Below are 19,716 nucleotides of genomic sequence, written 5' to 3'. Positions count from 1 at the left end.
ACCGCACTGCCGCTACTTCTCGTGAACATCCGCGACCCAGATGCTGACCAACCGCTGCTGGAACTCATCGACAAACGCTGCTGCTGAACGTGAACAAAGCCAGCCGCAGGAAGGCACGTGCTTCCTCGACGGCCATGCCACGCCACACGTACTGCCCAGCGAGGTCCATCGCCCAGGGCGCCAGGCGGGCCGGGTGGGGGTCACGGCTCAGGGCGTCGAAGACCTCGCTTGCCAGCCATGCGGCGATCCGGGTGGTCCAGAGTGGCGCAAACTCCCCCTCACCACCGCCGAGCCCGAGCAGCACACACTCCCGCTCCGCCTCGGCCATCCGCTCCCGGCTGACCTTCTGCGCCGTGGGCATCAACTCACGTACGAGCAAACGGACTTCGAGCCATTCCGGACGGTACTCATCATGCTCGTCGAGCCCGTCCCAGCCGGCCGTCCACTCCGGCGGCGGCTCCGGCAAGGAGAGCGGGGCAGGCGGCAGCAACGCGTCGAGCGCCGCCCGGGCGCTGACGGGATCGACCGGAAGGGCCAGGGTTCCCCCGATACCGGTGGGAAGTTCGCGGACGGCGGCCGGAAGCAGCGGCTCCTCGCCATCCACTGCCAGTCGGCCTCGGGCACGGTATCCGTCCCGGCGCGACACGAACAGCCGCTCGCGGACCCAGAGCCTGTCCCCCTCAGGGATCCCCGTGTCCCGGGCGAGGGCGAGTAGCGCCCTCTCGCCGTGCGGGGCTCCCAGAGCGGCCAGCAGGTTGACCGCCTCATGTGCGGCCAGTTGGGCATGTACGAGGTGCACGGCGAGCTCGGCCACCGTGGCAGGCGACAGGAGCCGCGCCTGCTCCGCCCGCTCCCGGAGCCTGCGCACCAGTCCATGTGCCTGGTCGGAAAGTTGTTGGCGATGCCGCTGAGAAGCGAATCGGGCAGACTGTTCGGCCGTGAGTTGCGGCGGCTGCCCCTGCCCCAACCGACCTGCCTCGTACGCCCCATAGACGTCCCAGAGCTCATCGGTCCAGCCCGTTCCGGCCGACGGTACCGCGGCGAGCACCGCCCCGAGCGCCTCCAGCACCGCCTGCTCGCCATCATCAACCTTCCCGGCTTCTTCGGTCATCGCGCCTTCCCTGTTCCGCCAGGAGACACCCGGACACACCTGGCCTCCGACGCACCCCTACCTACGGGCCGCACACCACATCGGAGACTGCCGAGCGAGCTCCTCTGACCTGGGTGGATAGTCTGTCAGGATGCTTCTCCTGGGGATCCTTCTCCTAGCTGCCTGCGGCACGGGATGCGCCTATCTTTCGTGGCAGCTGATGAACCGTCTGCGCTCGGTGTTTAGAAGTCATCTCATTTGGCGAGTCGGCGGTAGCAGATGAGGGTGCAGGCGATGCTGGTGAAGGCGAGGAAGTGGTCGGCCTTGCGTTCGTAGCGGCGGTGGAGTCGTCGGCAGCCGGCGAGCCAGGCCATGGTGCGTTCCACGGTCCAGCGGTGGCGGCCCAGCCGTTGCGAGGACTCGACTCCCTTGCGGGCGATGCGGTGGGTGATGCCGCGTTCGCGTAACCATTGCCGCAGGTGGGCGTAGTCGTAGCCCTTGTCGGCGTGGAGTTTGCTGGGCTTGCGGCGGCGCGGGCCGCGGCGCGAGCGGATCGGCGGGATGCCCTTCACGAGCGGGATCAGGGCCTGACTGTCGTGCAGGTTGGCCCCGGAGATTCCGACGGATATGGGCAGACCGGACCGTTCGGTGATCAGGTGGATCTTCGAGCCGTACTTGCCCCGGTCGACAGGATTCGGACCCGTCAGGTCCCCCTTTTCAGGGCCCGCATGTTCACCGAGTCGATCGCGCACCTAGACCAGTCCAGTTCGCCGCGGGCGCCGAGTTCGTCGAGGACCAGGCGGTGGAGCTTGGCCCACACTCTGGCCTTCGACCACTCCGAGAACCGCCGGTGGGCGGTCGCTCCGGACGGCCCGAACGACGCCGAAGGCAGCTGCTGCCAGGTACAACCCGACGTGGCCACGAAGACAATCGCGGCCAGCACCTCCCGGTCCCCGTGCCGACGCCGACCACCGCCCTGCGGCCTCGACGGCGCCTCCGGCACCACCCGCTGGAACAACTCCCACAACTCGTCCGGCACCAGACGCTCAACGATCCCCACCATGACTCACAGAATACCGAGTCGCCCAAATGAGATGGCTTCTTAGCGGCATAGCCGTGAAGGGCCGCTGTGTGCGCCGCTATTCCACGGACAGCACGGACAACGGCACGCAATGGCACCATGTGCATGGCTTCACCACCCTTGAGGGCCAGTACGTGGAATTCGAGGGAGACGTCATGCTGCTCGCCGAGGGTGACTCGCTGACGGTCCGGTATCGCTCGGAAAGCCCCGTACTGTCCGCGACGGTCATTGGCCCCGGCGGAGCTTGGTCCCCCTTGTTCGGCCAGCTGTTCGCCGTTGCGATCACCGGCATGTTCGCGCTGATCGGCCTGCTGATGGTCTGGCTCTACTTCAGATAGCGAGCACGGCCTCCCGTCACGACGATGGTGTGTGACGGGGAGCAAGGCAGTAACTACCCGAGGGATGCTGTCCCGCTTCCTCGAATGGTTCGTCGCTCGATGTGATCGCCTGACGGCCTTGCGCACGCGGACACCTACAGGACGACACGGACGCGGGCTTCACGGCGTCCGAGCAGACGGCGCGTCGGGCGGGCCCACTCCCCCGTTCCCACCTCCTCACCGACGCGAGCGACAGTCTCGCGCAGCCAGATGCGGGCCGCGTCCTGGGCGTGCACGGGATGCCACCCCAGCACTTCCTGGACGGGGACGATCCGCGGGGCCACCTACAACCACACACTCACGACGGACATCGGCTCGGGGGCGGGCGTGGAGGTCCCGGTCGTAGTCCAGATGACAGCCGTGGCACATTGCTCGGAGACTCCCGGACTCGCAGTGTTCCGGAGCGTGATCAGGTGAGCGGTCGTCAGGATGACGCGGGAGCCCGTGCCGTGCGCGGATTGCCCGTGCCGGTTGGGGCACCGGCCGGTGTGGCTGCCACCTCCGCACTCCCCTTCGACCTCACACCGTCACCCGGCACGGTTCTTGATCGCCTCACTGCTCTCCGGCCATTTGAGGGGTAGCGGTAGCGGTCTCGGGGCGGATCGGCATACGGACCGTTCCACGGCGTCGAGTTCGGGCGCCAGGGCTGACCTCGCTGAGGAGTACGCGATTGTCGGCAGTCCCCGCATAGGGGTGCACGTCCTTCCTCTGCCAGTCAACGGGCCGGTATCGCGCAGGTCGCTGCGGCCGTGGTGCGTCCCTGGGGGCAGGCGCCTGTACTGCCGGGGACTGGTGCCACCGGTCATCGGCTGGAGAACGTGCCGTAGAACTCGAGGTCGACGTCGCTGGAGCAGGAGTACGGAGCGTGCGGGGTGCCGCCGGCGATACCGCCGACTCCGGTGACCCCGGTACCGGACAGGTTGGGCTTGCACGCGTCCACTGTGCTGCCCACGGCGTCGAGTGGCGCTCCTCCGACGGTCGCAGAGACGGTTGGGGGCGCCGGCGGTGGCGCCGCTTGAACCAGCGGTGTGGCAGTCACGAGCAGAGCGAGGCCGCAATGGCTGCGGCAGCCGCAGATCTAGAGCCCGTCCTTGAACCTCTGTTGATCTCGTACATCTGCCAGAGCCCTGTACTCGTGAAGCTCCGAGGGCGGGGAGTGCCGGCCTGGGCCGAGACTGAAGGGGCCTTCCGCACTCGCGAGCGGCAACGCCGAATTCTGACCCGAAGAGAACGTCGGCGTGCCGATCTGGCGAACAGCGAATATGCGTTCGCAGCGGCTGGAGGCGTCCAACCGCTGCGGACGGAGACCCTGTGCGTACAGAGGCCTCCCGTGGCGCGGGTGCGAGGTCAACAGAGGTGCAAAAACGTGCTTTTGACTGCGCGGCATACTCCTTCGATGGAGTCCCCGCAGCAGCAGGTACCGGCACCGCGGGCAGAGGAAGGTTCGAGCGTAAGGGTGGAAGCCCCCTACAGCAGACGTGTTCAGGACACGACCAGCTGCGCGCCGGGGGCCGCTCTGAACGCACACCTCGAGTGAGCACGGCGAGAATAGGGCGACGGCAGCTAGCCGATCGTCGCTGGCACGGCCTCTCCTCCACGGCGGGGAGCGGTGACCGAATGACACCCCTCAATGGGGCGATGTGGTGCTGGCCTGCTTCAGGAGGTTGATGGCGAGTTTGTCGGTGGCCTCGGCCTGGCCGGAGAGGCGGTGGACGAAAATCCAGGTGCCGTCCGGCATTGCCCCGGTGAAGACTGAAGCATCGCGGGTGGCGCCGTTGTGCCAAAGAAGGGGGCCGGCTGTCTGCCAGGAGGGGGCGGGTTCGCCCAGTTTCCGATCGACGAGGAGCGCCGTCATCACCTGGGCGGCGGCGCGAGGGGTAGCCCATAGCCCTCCGGCGGGAAGGATGGCGCCGTCCATCGTCCACGGCCGACGTGGTCGTCCCAACATTCCACGTCGGCAGAGGCGCAGGTCCGGCGGGGGGTCGGACATCACCTCGGCGACGCCCAGGGGCGCGAGAACGTGCTCCTGGAGGAGGTCCTCGTAAGACGCTCCGGATGCGGCGCAGAGCGCGGCACCGAGGACGGCGTAACCGAGGTTGGAGTACTCCTCGGTTTGTCCCGGGGCGCTGGTGGTGAGGGAGTCCAGTCGCTGTATGAGAGCGTCGAGGGCCGCGATGTCGAAGGATGCATAGGGGTCACGTCGGTGCAGGCCTGGCGGAACTCGCGGGAGGCCGGAGGTGTGCTCCGCCAGGTGCCGCAGCGTGATGCCGGTGTGGGCCGGGGCGGGGATGAACTGCTCCACCGGGTCGTCCAGTTGCAGCATCCCTGCTGACGCGAGACTGGTAAGCACGGTCCCGGTAAGCGCTTTGGTCAATGAGCCGATCTGGACGAACTTGTCCAGGTCATGTCCGTGTTCGACCCTTGGTTCGTCGAAGCTGCTGAGAATGCACGTGGGTCCGGTCGCATGCCAGCCCTTCAGTTGGGGGTGCGGGGGATCGCGCAGGCCGCGGTGCCGGCAGGCATCCGGTGCCGATTCCTTGCCACCCACCGATAGGCCAAGTGAGCAGCCAGGCTGAGGGGAGGAAGGCGCAGGAGCCGTGCCGTTGCTCGATAGCGGCGGGCTGACGAGGAGCCGAGGAAGTATGCGAGTGCAGCAGCGCCGCCGTACAGAACCCGGCTTCCGTCGAGGAGAAGGACTTCACGGTCCAGCCGGCGAAGGTGAGGCTGCGTCAGTTGTGGGGGGAGGAATTGCCAGGGCGCAGTCTCGATCTGCGGCTGCGCTCGATGCTGGATCTGCTGGATGGCTGCATGGCAGAAGCCGCAGTCACCGTCGAAGGCCAGCACAGTGCGCTGTGGGGACGCGACGTTGTTAGTGACCGCTGTGTTTTCCACGGGCTGAGGCTCTTCTCGTTCACAGGAGATAGGGCGTGGACAGGGCTCCCGGGCCGCGGTGCGGTGCCGGCGGCCCGGCTTGCCGGGTGGGTGGGGTGCTGTCGAGAAAGCGTCGGGCGCGGTCTTGTCTGCTGCGGGGTTATGCGAGAAGCGGGGCTGTCCAGCCTTCGAGGATGGCTTCGCGCTGACGCGACCGCAGGACTCCCACCGGTCGGGTTTCCTTCCACCAGTCGGTCAGGATGGCGGGTGATGAGGTGCCTCTCACGAAGTGTGCGAGCAAGGCGTGCGACAGGTCGACTTCGCGCTGGGTGTACGCGGTGGCCGCAGCGGAGAAGACTGGCACTTCGGTCCGGTGCTTTCCCGTGCTGATCGCGACGGTCATCTCCGCGGGGCTCCCGGGAATCCAGGCGTCCAGGGCGGCGGCGGCGAAGGTCGTTGCGCGGGTCGCCCACCGGACCACGGCCGAGCGGACCGGCACCTGGTCCACCTGTAGGTCCGTCACTTCCGGCCAGGCCCAGACGCGTTCATCAGGGCGACGCGCCGCAGCTCGCTGGGGGACATGGATACACCTGTCATCTGCGCGGCGGGCGGCAGGCCCAGGTAGACGTCTGCCTCTGTCACCCAGAACAGGCCGATCATGCTTCCGTCGTTCCGAGGGCCATTCGCAGTTGATGAGACGTCCAACGTCAGGTCCAGCTTTCTGGTCAGCCCTCATGAGGTGCACGGTCTGATTTTCCAAGGCTAGGCACGTCGTGGCGCGGGGCCGCCGTATTTGAGCCATGCGGCTCACGGAATGGCGGAGCTCTCGCAGGATGGCGCTGCCGCCTCCCTGGTCGAATTCCACAAGACGCCACGTTGCCGGAAATGAACGAATGATCGTTTTGGGGTCAAGTCATCCTGCTTTTTCCAGGTCGGGGAGTGCGACAGCACCGCCTTCTGATGTCCGGACTCCGCCTTCAGAGGGGCTGGACCGGGCTCGTTGGATCAGGCCGGAACCCAGAGAGACCGCTTGGTCCAGTCCCTTGCTCAGGAAGATCAGATCGCACGGGCGTCTGCCCGCAGACGACGACCGTGCTTCACTGCATGGCATCGTCCAGGCGCTGTCCGCGCGATCAAGTCGTTTGCCGTCCCAGCCGAGCAGCGTCAGGCGACCGCGATCCTGGCAAGGGCAACCTGGAGCTGGCAGACCGACTCTTCGGCGTCCATGTACTGCTGGAAGGACGGCGCGACGGCACCGAACGTGGAACTGTCGTCGGCGGGCAAGGCGCGCCAGTGCAAGATCGGCGTGAGTGCTGTGGCGGCTGCGCCGAGGAACCATGCCAGGCGTCCGTGGACGTGAGCGAGGGCGATGGCCACGGCGGCGATGGCCTCGATGGCCTCTCGCAGGCGCTCCAGCCGACGGACCGCAGGGAGGCGCTGTTGATTCTGCGGATCGGCGATGGCTGCCAGCAGATCGGCTGCCGCCTTGTCGGCGATGTGACGCTCTGCTGGGGACACGACCCATGTGCGGTCTCTGATCAGCCGGTCGGCTTCCTCGGCCAGGTCCTCGATGGTCGTCCGCATATTCACAACCCGGCACCTTAGTTGACTGACCAGAGCAGCAAAAAGGCAGCACCGGACTCCCGCCCAGCGTGATTCATCGGCCGGACAGGCCCTGGCCGAATCCAGCAACTGCCTGTATCCCACAGCTGCGGCGACGAACCCATGGACCGCACCTGAGTGCGGCGGATCCCGCCGCATGCCCCTTGATGCTGACCTACCGTGCGATGCCATGGACCCTTGAGCTGACTGGCGATGAGCACCTATGGGTACTGGCCGCGCTGGAGGCTGCGGCCGCGGAGGAGGGCCACCGTCTCGAGGAGTACGGAGCCGGTGAACGCCGCCCAGGCTGCCCAGCCGATCAGAGTGAGGACGACGTTGCCGGACGTGCCGTTCGAGACAGGCCGGCTCTTCACCCTGTGGGTCGACCGCTACAGCCTTCTGTTGACTGAACTACGAGCAGAGACTCCGCACTTCAGGGGACGGATACGCGTTCCAGGGTCTGCATTTCCTGCTCATGATCGGAGATGAGGAAGAGCACCGAGACCTGGCTGCGCTGGTCGTTGCTGGCGACCGGAAACCGGTAGGAGCCGTATCGTCTGGTCGCCCCGAGCAGTGTCGGCAGGCGGCTGGCCGCGCTGAGTCGACACTGCGATCCCGGTCCGCGCTCGTCGATGGACACGGTCGCGCGGACAAGAACGCGGCAGCATCCACCGGGCCGTATGCGACGCTGAATGTGTCCAGCCAGTACGTCCAACCCCGGATCCCCGCCGCGCTGCTGAAGCGGTAGTTGAGCTGCCAGCGGACCCGGTGACCAGGACCGAGCCGGACGGCCGGGGGCCGTCGCTGCCGGGGTGGCAGCGCGAACAGGGGCTGCGCTCGCGGGAAGACCCTCAGTCGGCCATCGGCTTCACGAAGCTGGACATCGACCTTGCCCAGGTCTTCCCCGCTGTCATACGGCTCGAAGCCGTCGCGCTCGTGAGCGATCCTGCTGCGGTCGTTGGTCTCCTGCGCAGACTGGAGGCAGGGGTACACGGAGACACCAAACGGCAGGGCCGTATCCTGAGGCGGACGATGCAGGCAGTGCCGCCCGTCGCAGCAGGGCGCCGCCCGCTCGGGTACCAGGTACCTGGCAAACGATAGGGAGTTGACCGGTGATCAGTCTGGCCACGGCGGGGGCAGTGGCCCTGGTCGAATTCGGCATGGCTCTGACCCCGGGACCGAACATGGTCCATCTCGCTTCCCGGGCGATCACCCAAGGTCGCAGGGCGGGTTTGGTGAGTCTCAGCGGGACCGCCGTGGGCTTCGTGTGCTATCTGCTGGCTGCCGCCGCGGGTCTGTCCGCGTTGTTCGCCGCTGTGCCAGTGACGTACACGGTGGTCAAGCTTGCCGGGGCCGTCTACCTCGCATACCTCGCTTGGGGCATGCTCAAGCCCGGCGGCCGATCGCCCTTCACTCCGGCCGCGGACCTGCCTCCGGTCTCCGATGCCCGTCTGTTCTCCATGGGGCTGCTGACCAACCTGCTCAACCCCAAGATCGCTCTTCTGTACGGCGCCCTACTGCCCCAGTTCCTGGACCCGCACGCAGGGCCGGCCTGGGGGCAATTGCTCCAGCTCGGTGGAGTGCAGATCATCGTGGGTATGACCGTGAACGCTGTGATCATGCTGTGCGCGGCACGGATATCAGGGTTCCTGGCTGCCCGCCCCCGCGTGATGGCTGTTCAGCGGTTCGCGTCAGGCGGCTTGCTCGGCGTCTACGCGCTGCGCACCGCTCTGTCCCGCACGCCTGTCTCGGCCTGAGCCGTTGCCCCGCGCGCCTGTTTCCGCTCCCCGGACAGCTACGTGACCAGCAGTTACGGGAACAGCCTTCAGTTGGCCGTTCTGAGCATCACCGTTGGCCACGCCGTCTGACCTGCATGGCTATTTCGCTCCCTTCGCCCCTGTGGATCGAGCCATGTCCGACCGCCATGTCGGCGCGTCGCCAGACGGTCTGTGGGAGTGGGGGGCTCATCGGCCCCGTGCTCTTCAGTTGGTGCGGTCGGACCAGCCTGCGGGGAGGTTGCCGGGGGCGACGGAGATGACATTGTCGTCGTCAGCGCCGACGTGCTCGAAGAGCGTGATCTTCGCGAACTCGGGAACCTCGTAGATCGGGTAGGTGGGGCCCTGGTCGCGGTACGTGCGCATCTCGTCCAGGTGCTCGTTCTGGAACAGCACAGTGCGCTCGCCATGCTCACGGATCCAGGCCGGGAAGAAGATGACGCCGTGCAGGCGGCGCTTCCCGGGCAGCACGTTCACGGAGACGGAGGTGCCGGTGGGCTCGGTCCAGGACACCTTGTAGACGTCGTCGTCCAGCTGGACCAGGTCGACCTGCTGGCCCTTGACCCAGCGGCCGCCGACGTGACCGGAGTGGATCCGGTAGTCGATCGTGTGGTCGTTCTTCACATACATCTCGTACTGCCAGCCGTTGGCGTAGGTGTAGATGAAGCGGTGGCCGACGATGCCGGACAGGTCCTGCGGGGGGATGGGCTGCTCGACAGTGGTGGTGAATACTCCGTTGCTCGTCATGGGAACCTCCTGATTGGTGCGGTGCCGGCCCGAGTACCCGCCGACCATTCAATTTTGACACAAAACATTTTTGTCGCAAAACGAGTCTGCTGGCAGACTGGCCCCATGGACACCGCCTCCGAATTCGGCCGACTGATTGGCCCGCTCCGTCGGGCCGTGCTGCGCACCCGCCGCATGGAGGGCCTGCCCGATCTGCCCGAGGCTCAGATCGAGCTGCTGCGCACGCTCGCCGAGACGGACGGCGCGACCCCGCGCGAGGCGGCGGCCCGGCTGAGGATCGCGCCCTCCACAGTCAGTAATCTGGTCCGCGCGATGACCGCGGCCGGGCTGGTGGAGCGGACCCCGTCCACCACTGATCTGCGCACGGTCCGCCTCACAGCCTCCCCCAAGGCGCTGGACATGCTCGACCGCTACGACCGAACCAGTACCACCTCCCTGCGCCATGCACTGGACGGCCTCGCCCCGCAGAGCCGCGAGGCGCTGCGGCTGGCCATTCCGGCGCTCGCCGAACTGCTCACCGCGCTGGAAGCACAGGCGCCGGAGGAGCCGGGTCAGGTCAGGTGAACTTTCGGCTGTGGCTGAAAGTGGCATTAGGGCTGAGATGGAGATGGCGGAGACAGTTGAGCAGATTGAGGAGGCCGAACGGCAGGCGCCGTGCGCCCGTCTGGTAGAGCTCCGTCAGGCATTCCTCGCTCCGCGACGTTCGACAATGCCTCTGCTGTACAAGCCCACTGCGGCCGAAAACGCCCGCATGTTGCGCGTCCACCGCTTCGAGTTCAACTCCGCCGTCACCAAGGCCGCGCACTCCAGCTGAGATTGTCTGCGACAGGCCGGCCCCGACCGTGTCTACTACGGCTCGGGACGTATCACGTTGTGGCCCGGTGTGATGATGACAGTTTTCACGCCCAGGGATGAACGGCCCCGTCTGGCACGCAGATGCTTCAGTGCGCCGGCCTGCTGGTCCGCGAGGAGCTCGGCGATGTCGTCGAGCGGGAACCCCAACTCCCGGTAGAAGAGGATTTGTTGCAGCCGTGCCAGGTCGGCGTCGTCGTACCGTCGGTACCCGGCACCGCTGCGCTGTCGTGGGCGGAGGAGCCCCGCCGTGTCGTAGTGATGCAAAGTGCGTACAGTCACCCCGGCGAGCGCCGAGACCTGACCCACGGTGTACCCCATGAACCTGCCCTTCCGTTCGCCTCCAGCCTCAAGCCTGACGTAGCGGGAGGGTCAAGCCGGCCGCGCCGTCCTCATCGACGACGCCGCCGTAGAGGGTGTACTGCCGCCCCGGGCCGGTGGTCCTGGCAGCTTCATAATCGCGGGCGTGGTCCCATTCGGTGATGCGTATTGTCTGCTCACCGTCCTGCGTGTGGTGGACGTACGTCGCGAGCAGGCCGGGCAGAGGCATGCCGGCTGTCAGCACCGCAGTGTCGTTCCCTTCATGTGCCGCCGTGCTCACCACGAGCAGCCCTGCGGGCCGTGTCGCGTCGTGCACCAGACTGTCGGCGAGCCGAGTGCGGGTGAGTCCGGGCCGCTCGATGCCCGGTACCAGCGCGTCGACACGGCTGACGAGCTGTGGGCGATGCGTTCGCGCCCAACGCAGGTGGGCCTCGTCGCTGCTCCACTGTGCGTAGAAGAGAAGCCCGGAGCCGTCAGTGGCAAGGAAGATGTGCTGTGCCAGACGCCCTGGAGGTGCGGGGGCCGATGCCCACTCCCCCAGCATGGTGTCGGCGGCAGTGCGAGAACGCTCGGCGGTGCCAGTGAGCCACTGGCTCATCAGGGCCGTTCCGGCGGAGGGGTGGACGAGATCCGAGAAACGTGTCATGCCTGCGACCTTTGAGCATCAAGTGCACTTGAGGTCAAGGCGATCCGTCCGAAGCCGTCACAGGACGAGACGGACATCTCTCGCGTAGCCGCGATCGTGTCGTTGGTCCAAGGGTGGCCGTGCGACACGGCCACTGCACCGGTTCGCTCCAGCCAGGTGCGGAAGTCCATCGCGGCGGGGTGGATCCGCCGCGTAGCGGTCATGTCGGCGCGCTATCCGCGTTCGTTCAGCCACTCGTAGGCGAACGCGAACCGCTCGTTGACGGCGCGGACGGTTTCCATCGGGATCTGGACGTACGGAAGCGAACGTCCGATCGCCGCTCGTCACCTGGCTTCGCGCTGCCGGAACGCACGCCGTGACCAACAAGGGCCTGGGGGCCGCTCTGATGCCCGGTGCCGACGATCCGGAGCTCGGAAAAACCTGCCACACGACCGCGTGCCGCTGCTTGTAGTCGTCCTTGTCGAAGCGGGGCAGCCGGCCACCGACGCCGGCCACCGATGCCGCGTCGGCGCAGGTAGGAGCGGTTCGCGCGAGAGCCGTACGCCTTGTCCGCCCGGACCAAGTCCGGCTTCGCGCGCCGGAACAGGCACACCTTCCCAGCGCAGGTTGCTGCGCTGACCGCACGTCGCTCGCTTTGTGACCCGCAAGCCCCGCGAACTTCGGCAGATCGCGGGGCCAACGAGGGCAGGCGGCAGGCACCCCTCAGGCGGTGCCCAGCCGGGCCTTGTGGGCGCTGCGGGTATCGCGGAGATAGAGCAGGGCCACGCAGGCGATGATCCACGCGGCCAGCACGGCGAGGCCCGACCATAGGCCGTCGTCGCGGAAGTAGGACATCCCCTGGAGAGCGCGCACCCCCGCGCCGACGGGCAGTACGCCGGACAGCGGATGCAGCCAGTCGGGCAGGTAGAAGGGGGGCATGACGCCGCCGCTGGTGGCGTTGCCGAAGATCAGCAGGATCACCGAGGCGATGGCGGCGCCCGCGGATCCGGTCCATTTCACGATGGTCATGGTCGCGCCTCCCGCCGCCATGGCCATCAGAGCGGTGACCGCGGCCGTGCCGGCGAAGGAGCCGGGGAGGGCGCTGAAACCGGTGTCGCCGGCGAGGAGGGCGACGATGATGCCGCCGAGGGCGCCGAAGAGGGTCAGGCTGGCGATGCGCTGGCGAAAGCGCAGAGCGGGCGCGGCCTGGTAGGTCATCATGCCGAAGAGGTAGCCGGCCAGGACCAGGCCGAAGGCGGCGTAGAAGACCGACAGGCCGCGGGTGTCGCCGGCGGACGCCGCGAGGATGTCCTGGGCGACCGGGGGCGGGCTGTCCTGCGCTGCGGCCTGGGCGAAGGCGGCGGTGAGGGTGCCGGTCACAGAGGGGCCGTTGGCGCCGGCGTACAGCAGCTTTCCGCCCTGCTGGCCTCGGCTGGGGAGGTAGGCGGCGTAGACCTCGCGGTGCTCGACCGCCTGGCGGGCCGCCGCTTCGTCGCCGTAGGTCCGCACGTCGAATCCGCCGGATATGGCCCGCTCCAGGCCGGCTTCCACCCGGTGCGCATCGGCGGTGGTACCGACGACCGCGACGGGGAGATCGTTCGGGCGGGGAGCGTGGAAGGCGGCGAGGTAGACGCTCACGAAGATCGTCCCGATGGCGAGCACCACAGCGACGGGCAGCAGGACGCCCTTCAGGCCGGATCGGGGATGCGGTTCGGGGGCGGGGTCGGGTATGGCCTTGTGGGTGGCCGGCAGGGTGTCGGCGTGGTGGAGGGGGGTGGGGGGTGGCATGAGAAGAACCGTCCGCGAGTTGTAAGGTGCCTGATAACCGAAGTAGTAAAACATAAGTTGCCTTACAAGTGGGGTCCATGTGAGCGAACAGCCCGTCCACACCGGCTATCTGGCCTGGCACTTCGCCCAGGCCATGGGCAGCCGCCTGGAGAGAGAACTGCGCACTGTCGACCTGAACCTCGCGCAGTACAACGCCCTCCAGTGGGCCGAGCGTCAGCCCGGGATCTCCAGCGCCGACGCCGCCCGTCACGCCGGCATCACCGCCCAGTCCATGGGCACCGCCGTGGCCAGCCTCACCGACCGCGCACTGCTCATCCGCTCACCTCACCCCACCAACCGCCGCATCCTGTGCCTGCACAGCACTCCGGACGGCTCCCGCGTCCTGGAGCGGGCACGAGAGGTGGTCCGCCGGGTCAATGAAGAGGCGCTGTCGGTTCTGGAGCCCCAGGAGCGGGCCTCGGTGCACCACCTCCTCCACCGTCTGGTCACCCACCTCAATCCCGGCGCCCTGCCCCCTATCTCCGGCCCCACGGCGACGCCCGACCCGTGAAACCACCCGCCGTACCCACCGGCGGCAATTCGCCGGGGGGGGCGAAGGCCGCCCCGACGCACGCGCGGGGGCGGCCCGGTTCTCGTCATACTTCAGAGCTACGCAGCAGACCAGCACGACGCTGCCGCGTATGGCCAGGAGCCGGCCCGCATCAGCCGCCAGCCGCACAAGGCCACCGACGTGCGGTTCATGGTCTTCCGGGCCCTGGCCGCCGGCGGCATCGGGCACGAGCAGGCCGACGACATCGTGGCGAAGCCGGAGGCCGGGGCGGTGGCGGCGCCCACACCTGGATCTTTGAGAGCAGCCCCCCGCACGGGTCCCAGCCGCGGCTCGAGGACGGCTACTTCGCCGGCGCCCGCGACGTCGCCGACTACCTGCTGCGCATCGCCAACAAGCGCGCGGCCGGCGCCGGTACCAATCACCGCTGCGCCCGGAGACGGCGATCAGGGCCCGTCGAACCAGGCCCCGGTCGAGCGCCGCCACGAAGGCCGGGCCGCGCGCGGCGGCCGGGGTGTCGTCCCGCGGGTGGGGCAGCCCGGGGTGTGGGGGCCGCGGTGTCCTCGATCGCGGTCAGGCAGCGGGTGACCTCCAGGAGGCGGCAGGCCCCCGTCCCGCTGGTCCCGAACTCCAGCCCGGCCATACGTCTCCCAGCCCGGGGACCCCAGCACGGTCCAGACACGGGCGGCATGCGCGTCACATGGGGGCTTGGTGACTCTCCAGCTCCTACGGCCCACGCCGCCCGTTTCCCCTCTCTGGTGCCGGCCTCGCCGCCTTCACCGGCCACTGAACGCTCCGGCGGATATCGCACAGCGTGGTGCGATCTGTGCCGTGGGATGATCGTCCGGTGACTCGACGTGCAGACCTCGACCGTTCCCTGGAGGAGCTGGAACGCGACTGCTGGCCCGCCCCGCCGGCTGAGGCAACTCGCCTTGCTGCGACGGTGCACAAGCTGCGCCGTCGGCCGATCCGCGAGCTGACCGTCGAGGACCTGCGCCTGCTGATCAGACAGAATGTCGGACTCGCCCATCTGCTACCGCTCGCGCTGGAGGTGTTGCGAGACGATCCGATGGCCGCAGGCGACATGTTTGAAGGCGATCTGCTGTCCGCAGTACTCGCCATCAATCCGGCCGTCTGGGAACAGTTGCCCTCCCTCGGCCGGGAGCTGACCATGATCGTCTCTAAGTTGACCGACCTGCCGCCGTCCCTGATGCACGACACCGCAACGTTCCTGGCCCGGTAGACGCTTCGGCGCCGCTGGACAGGGTGACCCGCTGCCCACAAACGCGGCTGCAACAGGGAGCGGACGCGACAGCAGCAAGCAGTCCCGGAACACCGCGGCCACCGGGTCCGGCATCAGCAGTGCACAGGTCGTGATCCACGACGCGGTGAGCCACAGCACCAGCGTGTCTCGCACCCGAGGCACCCCGGACGTCGCGCGGACCTGGGCACCGTGCTCACGACGGCGCGGGCAAGGCGGCCGACCGGGTCGCCGACGGGGCCTCGACAGCTGGCCGTGAAATAGCCAGCGGAGCCAGGAGCGTGGCCCAACACCTCATCCCGTCAAACTCGTACTGGTTCTGACCTCACAGAGACACAGGCAGGTGGAGATGAGCGACGCCTTCACGTTTGAGCTGCACCACTACCGAATGAAGAAGCAGACGGGATTCGAGGGGATCATCGGGCCTTTCGGCAAAGTCGTCACGATCCGGCCCGGGAGCAGGATGCCGGGTCGAAAGAGTCTCCCGGCGGCTGAACTGTGCCTCCAGGGCGCACACATGCCGGAGGTCCGGTACCGCTCGGAGTCCTTCCATCCCCTCTCCCTGGAGAACAGTTCGCTGTTCATCGACGGAACCCGAGCGGCACTGGATTTCAACCGGCGGGCCTTCAGGAACAAGTCCCGGGCACTCACGGTCACTTTCAGGGAGCGGTCGTACACGTACACCGTGCTTCGTACCGGCCGCACCTTCGTCCTGGAACGGCCGGGGGTGAACGTCACGCTGGAACGCGCCGAGACGACGAACAGGAGGAGCGTGAAGTACGTGGGCGCCGCCTCCGATGGTGCGGACGCGGTGGACCTGGCGCTGGCCATCGTCCTCAAAGAGGTCGACACCTCGCCCCTCACCTCGATCGGCGCTGCCTCGGCAGCCGTGAACGCCGTCCTCAGCCCGCGCCGCCCCGAGGGGGGCGACTACTCCGACTACTGATCTTTTCGTAAGTTCAGTGGGCATAGTGGCGGTGTAGGTGGGACGCTGTCGGGATGGCTTATCAAGCTTCGCCTATGGCCGCCGGATCGCCACTTCCTCCTTTGTCGCGGCCGCAGTTGGCGGAAGCGCGTCGCGTTCGGGCGGTGGAGTTGTTCGAGGAGGATGTCTCGAATGCGGAGATCGCGCGGGCGGTAGGGGTATGTGCCGAGAGCGTGCGGCGATGGCGTCGGGTGTGGGAGAAGGACGGTGCTTCCGCGTTGCGGCGGCGGGCATCTACCGGGCGCCCGCCCAAACTGGACGACTCCCAGGTCGAGGCGGTTCGGACCGCGTTGGACCGCGGCGCCCAGGCTCATGGTTTCGAGGCCGACTTGTGGACTCTGGAACGTGTCGGAGAGATCGTTGCCCGGGTGACAGGGGTGGTGTTGTCCAGAGCGTCGGTGTGGCGGCTGCTGACGGGCCGACTGGGATGGAGTCTTCAGCGCCCTGAGCGGCGGGCGGTCGAGCGGGATGAGTCGGAGATCGCCCGCTGGGTCTCCCACGAGTGGCCGCGCATCAAAAAAGGGCGGTGAACACACGTGCCTGGATCGTGTTCCTCGACGAATCAGGCGTCTCACTCTTGCCGCAGGTCCGTCGCACCTACGCACCCCGAGGACGGACCCCGCTCCTTCGCCACCGCCTGAACTGGAAGCGGGCGTCGATGGCCGGCGCCCTGGGCTACCACTCCACCGACCCCGAACGCGGGGCACGACTGTGTTTCCATCTCAAGCCCGGCAGCTACGACACTCTCGGACTCATCGAAGTCCTGGAACAGATGAAGGTGTTCTACCGCGGCGAGAACGTGGTTCTGGTCTGGGACGGCCTGTCCGCTCACTGGAGCCGGGCCATGCGGGCATGGGTCGCCGAACAGGACTGGCTCACACTCGAGCGATTACCCGCCTACGCACCCGAGCTGAACCCGGTGGAACTGTTGTGGTCCTCGCTCAAGAAACGTGAACTCGCCAACCTCGCCGGCGACCACCTCGCAGACGTCGCCGACGCCACCGAACAAGGCATCCACCGCATCAACAACAATCCACAACTCCCCTGGTCATTCCTCACCCACACCGGACTCACCATCCACCCACCACACCCACCGAACTTACGAAAAGATCAGTACTGATCTTTTCGTAAGTTCAGTGGGCATAGTGGCGGTGTAGGTGGGACGCTGTCGGGATGGCTTATCAAGCTTCGCCTATGGCCGCCGGATCGCCACTTCCTCCTTTGTCGCGGCCGCAGTTGGCGGAAGCGCGTCGCGTTCGGGCGGTGGAGTTGTTCGAGGAGGATGTCTCGAATGCGGAGATCGCGCGGGCGGTAGGGGTATGTGCCGAGAGCGTGCGGCGATGGCGTCGGGTGTGGGAGAAGGACGGTGCTTCCGCGTTGCGGCGGCGGGCATCTACCGGGCGCCCGCCCAAACTGGACGACTCCCAGGTCGAGGCGGTTCGGACCGCGTTGGACCGCGGCGCCCAGGCTCATGGTTTCGAGGCCGACTTGTGGACTCTGGAACGTGTCGGAGAGATCGTTGCCCGGGTGACAGGGGTGGTGTTGTCCAGAGCGTCGGTGTGGCGGCTGCTGACGGGCCGACTGGGATGGAGTCTTCAGCGCCCTGAGCGGCGGGCGGTCGAGCGGGATGAGTCGGAGATCGCCCGCTGGGTCTCCCACGAGTGGCCGCGCATCAAAAAAGGGCGGTGAACACACGTGCCTGGATCGTGTTCCTCGACGAATCAGGCGTCTCACTCTTGCCGCAGGTCCGTCGCACCTACGCACCCCGAGGACGGACCCCGCTCCTTCGCCACCGCCTGAACTGGAAGCGGGCGTCGATGGCCGGCGCCCTGGGCTACCACTCCACCGACCCCGAACGCGGGGCACGACTGTGTTTCCATCTCAAGCCCGGCAGCTACGACACTCTCGGACTCATCGAAGTCCTGGAACAGATGAAGGTGTTCTACCGCGGCGAGAACGTGGTTCTGGTCTGGGACGGCCTGTCCGCTCACTGGAGCCGGGCCATGCGGGCATGGGTCGCCGAACAGGACTGGCTCACACTCGAGCGATTACCCGCCTACGCACCCGAGCTGAACCCGGTGGAACTGTTGTGGTCCTCGCTCAAGAAACGTGAACTCGCCAACCTCGCCGGCGACCACCTCGCAGACGTCGCCGACGCCACCGAACAAGGCATCCACCGCATCAACAACAATCCACAACTCCCCTGGTCATTCCTCACCCACACCGGACTCACCATCCACCCACCACACCCACCGAACTTACGAAAAGATCAGTAAGAGGTGCTTTCATTAGGCTGCTGCCGTGAGTTGAGCGGCGGCTTCTCACATGCCGCGGTCTGGGCCGTACCAAGGTTCCGGGCGTTCGCCAGCGGAAATTGGAAGGTGCCGCAACTTCACGGGCCCGGGGTAAAACGCTGCGCTATTGGGCCCGGTCATGTCTTCGCCGATGAGATAGCGGTAGAGCCATTCCGCGAAGCTAATGCGGTGCTCTGCCCAGGTTTCGTCGAAGCTCACCAAGAACCTCGGAGCGTCGGGGGTGGCAAGCAGGAAGATGATCTCTCCGCGGTCGGTGCTCGCGATCGGCCACAGCCCGTTGGGGGTGCCAAAGCTCAGCTCGTCGAGTCCGAAGAGCATGCGGGGGTCCTCGTCCGCGTCGAGATCGAGGTCGTCCCACGGCACCTCGGACCACGCCTTGATCGTGCTGCGGATGTATTCGCCCAGGTTCCACCACTCGGTCGCGGGGTGGGAGAGGTGCAGGTGCCCGTTGATCTCGATGGGGGCAAACGCGTCCACAAGAGCCCGGTAGTCGGGCGGAAGTTGTATGCCGAGTTCTGCGTGGAGACGGTCCCAGGCGGCCGGGTCCGCATGGCGGTTCTGGGCAGGGCCGAGCATCTCCATCACGGCAGCCAGGTAGTCAGTCATGAGTTCCTCGACGGTGCGCACGCGGCGTGGTCCACTGCGTTGGGCCGCGCTATCAGAAGCCGTACTTTACGGATCACGTCGAGTCGATGACCTTGGCAAGTCTGCGGTAGCAGATCAAAGCGGCGGCGATGCCGGCGAAGGCGAGGAAGTGTTCTGCCTTGCGTTCGTATCGACGGTGCAGGCGGCGGCATCCGGCAAGTAAGGCAACCGTCCGCCCCACAGTCCACCGATGCCGCCCAACCGCTAAGAGGACTCGACGCACTTGCGCGCGATGCGCGCGGTGATGTTCCGCGAGCGCAGCCATCGGTGCAGGGGATCGTAGTGGTACCCCTCGTCGCCATAGAGCTTGGCAGGCTTGGCCGCCGCGGTCCACGGCGGGAGCGGACGGGCCAGATACCGCGTACGAGAGGTTCGAGGCCCTGACTGTCATGAGTGTTCGCAGCGAAGATCCCGACCGAGAGGGGCAACCCGGATCGCTCAGTCATCAAGTGGATCTTTGATCCCTGCTTGCCGCGATCCACGGGATTCGGACCTGTCAGATCCCCCCCTTTTGCTGCCCTTATGTCCACCGAGTCGATCGCACACCGGGACCAGTCCAGTTCCCCGCGCGCCCAGTTCGTCCAGGAGGAGGCGGTGGAACTCGGCCCAGACCCGGGCCCGGCTCCACTCGGTGAATCGCCGGTGTGCGGTTGGCCCGGAGGGGCCGAAGACGGGCGGCAGTTGCCGCCAGGTACACCCTGTTATAGCCACGAACAGGATCGCCGCCAGTACCGCGCGATCACCGTAGCGGCGTCGGCCACCGCGCTGCGGACGCACGCTGCCACGCGTCTCGTTCGCTCGTGAGCCGCCCGCCCAACGGTCCTTAGAAGTCAT

General features: G+C 67.1%; 24 protein-coding genes and 3 pseudogenes. 10 read left to right on the top strand and 17 right to left on the bottom strand.

The window, feature by feature from the left end; genetic code table 11:
- Positions 1-64 precede the first annotated feature (64 nt).
- The gene (locus DWB77_RS37205; RefSeq protein ID WP_120727140.1) at positions 65-1,111 is read right to left on the bottom strand and encodes a hypothetical protein; all 1,047 of its coding nucleotides are present in this window, start codon (positions 1,109-1,111) and stop codon (positions 65-67) included.
- Positions 1,112-1,344: 233 nt separating this feature from the next.
- Positions 1,345-2,153 (bottom strand): IS5 family transposase gene (locus DWB77_RS37200; protein ID WP_246033784.1). Its coding sequence is split into 2 segments (ribosomal slippage): positions 1,345-1,805 and positions 1,805-2,153, totalling 810 coding nucleotides; the frame shifts between segments, so codons are not numbered across the junction.
- A 26-nt stretch (positions 2,154-2,179) separates the two neighbouring features.
- Between DWB77_RS37200 and DWB77_RS37195 the strand changes: the two genes are divergently transcribed.
- Positions 2,180-2,509 carry a DUF3592 domain-containing protein gene (locus DWB77_RS37195; protein ID WP_162952729.1) on the top strand — a complete coding sequence of 110 codons (330 nt, stop codon included), beginning with the start codon at positions 2,180-2,182 and terminating at the stop codon, positions 2,507-2,509.
- 134 nt (positions 2,510-2,643) lie between these two features.
- On the opposite strand, the gene DWB77_RS37190 is transcribed toward DWB77_RS37195, so the two are convergent.
- The 9 genes and pseudogenes from DWB77_RS37190 to DWB77_RS37160 all read right to left on the bottom strand — a co-directional run.
- Positions 2,644-2,832, bottom strand: a complete 189-nt coding sequence (locus DWB77_RS37190; RefSeq protein WP_120727134.1) for a hypothetical protein — start codon at positions 2,830-2,832, stop codon at positions 2,644-2,646.
- 518 nt (positions 2,833-3,350) lie between these two features.
- Entirely contained in the window at positions 3,351-3,500 is a 150-nt protein-coding gene (locus DWB77_RS38195) for a hypothetical protein (RefSeq protein WP_162952728.1), read from the bottom strand.
- A gap of 675 nt (positions 3,501-4,175) precedes the next feature.
- Positions 4,176-4,994 (bottom strand): serine hydrolase domain-containing protein, encoded by an 819-nt coding sequence (locus DWB77_RS37180; protein ID WP_120728673.1) that lies wholly within the window; start codon positions 4,992-4,994, stop codon positions 4,176-4,178.
- 29 nt (positions 4,995-5,023) lie between these two features.
- Positions 5,024-5,392: a thiol-disulfide oxidoreductase DCC family protein gene (locus DWB77_RS37175; RefSeq protein ID WP_246033963.1), complete on the bottom strand. Its 369-nt coding sequence runs from the start codon at positions 5,390-5,392 to the stop codon at positions 5,024-5,026.
- 187 nt (positions 5,393-5,579) lie between these two features.
- Positions 5,580-5,927 carry a hypothetical protein gene (locus DWB77_RS37170; RefSeq protein ID WP_246033788.1) on the bottom strand — a complete coding sequence of 116 codons (348 nt, stop codon included), beginning with the start codon at positions 5,925-5,927 and terminating at the stop codon, positions 5,580-5,582.
- 656 nt (positions 5,928-6,583) lie between these two features.
- Entirely contained in the window at positions 6,584-7,003 is a 420-nt protein-coding gene (locus tag DWB77_RS37165) for a hypothetical protein (protein ID WP_246033787.1), read from the bottom strand.
- A gap of 239 nt (positions 7,004-7,242) precedes the next feature.
- On the bottom strand, positions 7,243-7,395 hold the full coding sequence (locus DWB77_RS38190) for a hypothetical protein (protein ID WP_162952727.1): 153 nt from the start codon (positions 7,393-7,395) through the stop codon (positions 7,243-7,245).
- Positions 7,396-7,454: 59 nt separating this feature from the next.
- Positions 7,455-7,661, bottom strand: coding sequence for a hypothetical protein (locus DWB77_RS38520; RefSeq protein WP_216826938.1), 207 nt, complete (start codon positions 7,659-7,661; stop codon positions 7,455-7,457).
- Positions 7,638-8,014: pseudogene (locus DWB77_RS37160) on the bottom strand (hypothetical protein); the annotation flags it as partial. The gene DWB77_RS38520 and the pseudogene DWB77_RS37160, both read right to left, overlap by 24 nt.
- Positions 8,015-8,133: 119 nt before the next feature.
- Between DWB77_RS37160 and DWB77_RS37155 the strand changes: the two are divergent.
- Positions 8,134-8,778, top strand: coding sequence for a LysE family translocator (locus DWB77_RS37155; protein WP_120727128.1), 645 nt, complete (start codon positions 8,134-8,136; stop codon positions 8,776-8,778).
- A 225-nt stretch (positions 8,779-9,003) separates the two neighbouring features.
- Here the strand turns inward: DWB77_RS37155 and DWB77_RS37150 are convergent, their stop codons facing one another.
- Positions 9,004-9,543, bottom strand: coding sequence for a phenolic acid decarboxylase (locus tag DWB77_RS37150; RefSeq protein ID WP_120727125.1), 540 nt, complete (start codon positions 9,541-9,543; stop codon positions 9,004-9,006).
- 105 nt (positions 9,544-9,648) lie between these two features.
- On the opposite strand from DWB77_RS37150, the gene DWB77_RS37145 reads away from it, so the two are divergent.
- Positions 9,649-10,107 carry a MarR family winged helix-turn-helix transcriptional regulator gene (locus tag DWB77_RS37145; RefSeq protein ID WP_120727123.1) on the top strand — a complete coding sequence of 153 codons (459 nt, stop codon included), beginning with the start codon at positions 9,649-9,651 and terminating at the stop codon, positions 10,105-10,107.
- 357 nt (positions 10,108-10,464) lie between these two features.
- Here the strand turns inward: DWB77_RS37145 and DWB77_RS37135 are convergent.
- The 3 genes and pseudogenes from DWB77_RS37135 to DWB77_RS37125 all read right to left on the bottom strand — a co-directional run.
- Positions 10,465-10,716: pseudogene (locus DWB77_RS37135) on the bottom strand (MerR family transcriptional regulator); the annotation flags it as partial.
- 28 nt (positions 10,717-10,744) lie between these two features.
- Positions 10,745-11,362 (bottom strand): hypothetical protein, encoded by a 618-nt coding sequence (locus DWB77_RS37130; RefSeq protein WP_120727118.1) that lies wholly within the window; start codon positions 11,360-11,362, stop codon positions 10,745-10,747.
- Between the two features lie 702 nt (positions 11,363-12,064).
- Positions 12,065-13,129 (bottom strand): ABC-2 transporter permease, encoded by a 1,065-nt coding sequence (locus DWB77_RS37125; protein ID WP_246033786.1) that lies wholly within the window; start codon positions 13,127-13,129, stop codon positions 12,065-12,067.
- Positions 13,130-13,208: 79 nt separating this feature from the next.
- Here DWB77_RS37125 and DWB77_RS37120 point away from each other — a divergent pair, with 79 nt between their 5' ends.
- The 7 genes from DWB77_RS37120 to DWB77_RS37090 all read left to right on the top strand — a co-directional run bounded on the left by DWB77_RS37120 (position 13,209) and on the right by DWB77_RS37090 (position 18,198).
- A complete protein-coding gene (locus DWB77_RS37120) occupies positions 13,209-13,679 on the top strand; it encodes a MarR family winged helix-turn-helix transcriptional regulator (RefSeq protein ID WP_120727116.1) in 471 nt (156 codons plus the stop codon).
- An 844-nt stretch (positions 13,680-14,523) separates the two neighbouring features.
- Positions 14,524-14,919: a contact-dependent growth inhibition system immunity protein gene (locus DWB77_RS37115; protein WP_120727114.1), complete on the top strand. Its 396-nt coding sequence runs from the start codon at positions 14,524-14,526 to the stop codon at positions 14,917-14,919.
- A gap of 367 nt (positions 14,920-15,286) precedes the next feature.
- The gene (locus DWB77_RS37110; RefSeq protein ID WP_120719574.1) at positions 15,287-15,883 is read left to right on the top strand and encodes a hypothetical protein; all 597 of its coding nucleotides are present in this window, start codon (positions 15,287-15,289) and stop codon (positions 15,881-15,883) included.
- 53 nt (positions 15,884-15,936) lie between these two features.
- Positions 15,937-16,452, top strand: coding sequence for a winged helix-turn-helix domain-containing protein (locus tag DWB77_RS37105; RefSeq protein ID WP_120719576.1), 516 nt, complete (start codon positions 15,937-15,939; stop codon positions 16,450-16,452).
- Entirely contained in the window at positions 16,449-17,042 is a 594-nt protein-coding gene (locus DWB77_RS37100) for a transposase (protein ID WP_120727111.1), read from the top strand. The genes DWB77_RS37105 and DWB77_RS37100 overlap by 4 nt, the downstream gene beginning before the upstream one ends.
- 53 nt (positions 17,043-17,095) lie before the next feature.
- A complete protein-coding gene (locus tag DWB77_RS37095) occupies positions 17,096-17,611 on the top strand; it encodes a winged helix-turn-helix domain-containing protein (RefSeq protein ID WP_120719576.1) in 516 nt (171 codons plus the stop codon).
- Positions 17,608-18,198 carry a transposase gene (locus DWB77_RS37090; protein WP_120719575.1) on the top strand — a complete coding sequence of 197 codons (591 nt, stop codon included), beginning with the start codon at positions 17,608-17,610 and terminating at the stop codon, positions 18,196-18,198. Before DWB77_RS37095 ends, DWB77_RS37090 begins: the two co-directional genes overlap by 4 nt.
- 45 nt (positions 18,199-18,243) lie before the next feature.
- Here the strand turns inward: DWB77_RS37090 and DWB77_RS37085 are convergent, their stop codons facing one another.
- Positions 18,244-18,864, bottom strand: a complete 621-nt coding sequence (locus DWB77_RS37085) for an SMI1/KNR4 family protein (protein WP_246033785.1) — start codon at positions 18,862-18,864, stop codon at positions 18,244-18,246.
- Positions 18,865-18,916: 52 nt separating this feature from the next.
- Positions 18,917-19,716: pseudogene (locus DWB77_RS37080) on the bottom strand (IS5 family transposase).

This window comes from Streptomyces hundungensis, from assembly GCF_003627815.1.
Classification (GTDB): domain Bacteria; phylum Actinomycetota; class Actinomycetes; order Streptomycetales; family Streptomycetaceae; genus Streptomyces; species Streptomyces hundungensis_A.
This window is presented reverse-complemented; position numbering and strand designations above follow the sequence as displayed.

What these genes read in the sequence shown, in the direction of transcription:
- DWB77_RS37205 (WP_120727140.1), bottom strand. Translation starts at nt 1,111, where the DNA reads ATGACCGAAGAAGCCGGGAAGGTTGATGATGGCGAGCAGGCGGTGCTG.
- DWB77_RS37195 (WP_162952729.1), top strand. Translation starts at nt 2,180, where the DNA reads ATGAGATGGCTTCTTAGCGGCATAGCCGTGAAGGGCCGCTGTGTGCGC.
- DWB77_RS37165 (WP_246033787.1), bottom strand. Translation starts at nt 7,003, where the DNA reads ATGCGGACGACCATCGAGGACCTGGCCGAGGAAGCCGACCGGCTGATC.
- DWB77_RS37150 (WP_120727125.1), bottom strand. Translation starts at nt 9,543, where the DNA reads ATGACGAGCAACGGAGTATTCACCACCACTGTCGAGCAGCCCATCCCC.
- DWB77_RS37145 (WP_120727123.1), top strand. Translation starts at nt 9,649, where the DNA reads ATGGACACCGCCTCCGAATTCGGCCGACTGATTGGCCCGCTCCGTCGG.
- DWB77_RS37130 (WP_120727118.1), bottom strand. Translation starts at nt 11,362, where the DNA reads ATGACACGTTTCTCGGATCTCGTCCACCCCTCCGCCGGAACGGCCCTG.
- DWB77_RS37125 (WP_246033786.1), bottom strand. Translation starts at nt 13,129, where the DNA reads ATGCCACCCCCCACCCCCCTCCACCACGCCGACACCCTGCCGGCCACC.
- DWB77_RS37110 (WP_120719574.1), top strand. Translation starts at nt 15,287, where the DNA reads ATGAGCGACGCCTTCACGTTTGAGCTGCACCACTACCGAATGAAGAAG.
- DWB77_RS37105 (WP_120719576.1), top strand. Translation starts at nt 15,937, where the DNA reads ATGGCTTATCAAGCTTCGCCTATGGCCGCCGGATCGCCACTTCCTCCT.
- DWB77_RS37095 (WP_120719576.1), top strand. Translation starts at nt 17,096, where the DNA reads ATGGCTTATCAAGCTTCGCCTATGGCCGCCGGATCGCCACTTCCTCCT.